Origin of the sequence: Micromonospora sp. ALFpr18c (assembly GCF_008868155.1) — a bacterium.
Classification (GTDB): Bacteria; Actinomycetota; Actinomycetes; order Mycobacteriales; family Micromonosporaceae; genus Micromonospora.
This window is the reverse complement of the sequence record NZ_WBKR01000348.1, coordinates 1-2,740: the sequence shown is the minus strand read 5'-3', so window position 1 is coordinate 2,740 and position 2,740 is coordinate 1. Positions and strand designations below refer to the sequence as shown.

At 68.1% G+C, this 2,740-nt stretch carries 4 protein-coding genes; 1 reads left to right on the top strand and 3 read right to left on the bottom strand.

Annotated features, from left to right (window positions below; genetic code table 11):
- Positions 1–110: 110 nt before the first annotated feature.
- The 3 genes from F8271_RS30865 to F8271_RS30855 are packed head-to-tail and all read right to left on the bottom strand — an operon-like array spanning position 111 to position 1,915.
- Positions 111–728 (bottom strand): IS3 family transposase, encoded by a 618-nt coding sequence (locus tag F8271_RS30865; RefSeq protein ID WP_151493313.1) that lies wholly within the window; start codon positions 726–728, stop codon positions 111–113.
- Complete coding sequence (locus F8271_RS30860) at positions 725–1,033, bottom strand: transposase (protein WP_192580540.1); 309 nt, start codon at positions 1,031–1,033, stop codon at positions 725–727. Before F8271_RS30860 ends, F8271_RS30865 begins: the two co-directional genes overlap by 4 nt.
- 60 nt (positions 1,034–1,093) lie before the next feature.
- Positions 1,094–1,915, bottom strand: a complete 822-nt coding sequence (locus F8271_RS30855; RefSeq protein ID WP_225854884.1) for a glycoside hydrolase family 6 protein — start codon at positions 1,913–1,915, stop codon at positions 1,094–1,096.
- A 260-nt stretch (positions 1,916–2,175) separates the two neighbouring features.
- Between F8271_RS30855 and F8271_RS30850 the strand changes: the two genes are divergently transcribed.
- On the top strand, positions 2,176–2,740 hold a 565-nt coding region (locus F8271_RS30850), incomplete at its 3' end, for a low temperature requirement protein A (protein WP_151493311.1).

Here is a 2,740-nt window from a genome sequence, read left to right as displayed (position 1 = left end):
CCGCAACGCCCGATCCGACGCCCACTGTCGCCGCCCGCCAGCCGGCACCTCAGGAATCTGCTTCTTCCCGCGCCCCATCGCAAACCTCCGTGATCAAGGTGTTGCGACGATCAGTTGAATTCGCCCTGGGATCCGCGGTCGGAGTGGAAGATCGCTTTCGTCTCGACCAGGCCGCGTCGGTGGGCGAGGGTGACGGCGTCGGCGACGAGTTCGGCGCGCATGTGTGCGGCCATGGCGTGGCCAATGACTTCGCGGGTGTGTAGGTCGATGGTGGTGGCCAGGTAGAGCCAGCCTTCGGTGGTGGGTAGGTAGGTGATGTCACCGACGAGGCGTTGTCCGGGTGCGTCGGCGGTGAAGTCCCGACCGATCAGGTCCGGCGCCGGCGCGGCCGTCTGGTCTTGCTTGGTCAGGCCGCGGCGTCGGCGGCGGGTGATCCCGACGATGCCGCGTTCTCGCATGATCCGCTCGACCCGTTTGCGGTTGACCCGCTGGCCGCGTCGGCGCAGCTCCACGGCCACACGGGGGGAGCCGTAGGCGTGGCGGCGCCCGGCGTGGATGGCGGCGATCTCGGCGGCGAGTTGGTCCTCGGCCTCGGCGCGCTGCTCGCGGGCCGGCTGGGCGGCGAGCCACTCGTAGAAGCCGGGACGTCGTACCGCCAGGACGCGGCACAGCCGCTGCACACCGTAGTCGGCGCGGTGTTCGGAGATGAACCGGTAGCGGAGGGTCATCGACCCATCTCCTTGGCAAAATAGGCGGCCGCCTTGCGCAGGATCTCCTTCTCGACCTCCAACTCGGCGACCTTCTTCCGCAGTCGGCGAAGATCGTCACGCTCGTCGGCGCTCACCGGCTCCTCGCCGTGACTGCGACCGCGTCCGGCGGCGTCGGCGGCCTTAGCGGCGTTGACCCAGTTCCGCAGCGTCTCGTGGTTGACGCCGAGTTCCTGACCGACCTCACGCAGTGACCGACCCGACGAACGGACCAGATCAACAGCGTCCCTACGGAACTGCTCGGGGTACTTCGATGGACGTGGCACCAGGCCATCCTTCCCCAGACCACTGTCTGGGCTCAGGGTGTCCGGTCCGCAGGGGGAACCTCACGTCGGGTACTGCCCGATGCGCCGGTCGGTGTTGTCGTCGCCGCACCAGTCTCCGCTGGCACCGCCGTTACGGCTGGTGTCGATGACCTGGCGCTTGCCCGTGATGCCCATGCCGTTGAGGGCGGAGATGACCGAGCGGCCGAAGTTCGCCTCGTTCGAGGTGGAGTTGTAGTTCGACACGTTGGTGAAGAAGCCGTCGGCGTACTGCACCCCGGCCGCCCGGAGCCGGTTGGCCGTCTCACCCGCGCTGTTCCAGGTGGAGTGGCCGCCGTCGAGGTACACCTTGGCGTTGGGGTTGCCCGACTTGATGGTCCGGGTGGCCGTCGTGATCGCCTGGTTGCGCGCGTTGAGCTCGCTGCCGCTCAGGCACGTCTGCAGGGCGAGCGAGTCGGTTTCCAGGATGATGATGACGGTCTGGTTGCCGAGCCCTCTGGCGAAGTTGGACACCCACGTCTGGTACTGGTTGAGGTCCGGTGCCCCACCGGCGCTGGCCCCGCCGCAGTCCCGGTTGGTGATCTCGTACACCGCCAGCACCGGGATCTGTTGCGCCGCGTTGGCGGCGCCGATGACCTCGGAGACCTCGGACTGCACGGTCGACGGGTTGAAGTTGGCGAACCAGCGGGCCTGCGGCTGACTCGCGATCTTGTCGCGGATGACGGCGGTACGCGAGTCGCCGGGGTTGGCGGCGACCCAGCGGACGACCGCCGAACTCGGGTCGCGATACAGCGATCCGGACAGCGTGCCGGCGGAGGCGCTGCCGACGGTGAGGCAGACGCCGACGAGGGTGGCGCCCGCGACGGCCGCCAGGCTGGCTGCCACCGATCTGCGGCGGAGCGAGGAGAGGCTAGCCACGACGTGTTACCTCCAGATGACATTGATGTATCGACATTGATGGGAGCGTTCCCATGGACGGTAGCGGAGGCTTGCGTCGCTGCCAAGATGTAGAGACTTGTCGATGAGTGCAACGGCCGGGATTCAGCCGGACCACCGGCGGCACTCGTCCGGTATCGGCTCAATGATCCGCAAAGCGTGGTACCAATACCCGGAAGACGGACGATGCCGGCAGAAACGGACGGTCCATGTCGACAAGGGCGGCAGCGCTGCTCCGTAAGCCAGGGCAACCGCAGCGGCCGAGCCTGCTGGAACTCTTCTTCGACCTGGTCTTCATCTTCGCCCTCAACCGGGTCTCCCAGCGGCTGGTCGAGGATCTCACCGAAGGGCGGATGGTCCTCACCGAAACGGGCGAGAGCCTGCTGTTACTGCTCGCCTTCCTGGTGCTCTGGTTCGTCACGGCGTGGGTCACCGACATCTACGATCCGCAGCGGCCACAACTCCAGTTGCTGGTGTACGCGGCGATGCTCGGCGCCCTGATGATGGCGGTCGCGGTGCCGCGGGCGTTCGGCGACGGGAGCCTGGTCTTCGCCGGCGCGTACGTTGCGGTCCACCTCGTCCGCGGCTCCGTCCTCGTGCCGGTGCTGCGTGGCCACCGGGCTCAGCGGAGGGCGGCCGGGGTGCTCCTCTGGTTCAGCGTGTCGGCCGTGCCGTGGATCGCCGGCGCGATCCTGCCGGATCCGGCCCGCGGGCCGCTGTGGGCGCTCGCCATCGCCATCGACGGCACGGCACTGCTGCTGTTCTACCCCGCCC

Coding starts and splice junctions, on each gene's coding strand:
- F8271_RS30865 (WP_151493313.1), bottom strand. CDS start 728: ATGACCCTCCGCTACCGGTTCATCTCCGAACACCGCGCCGACTACGGT.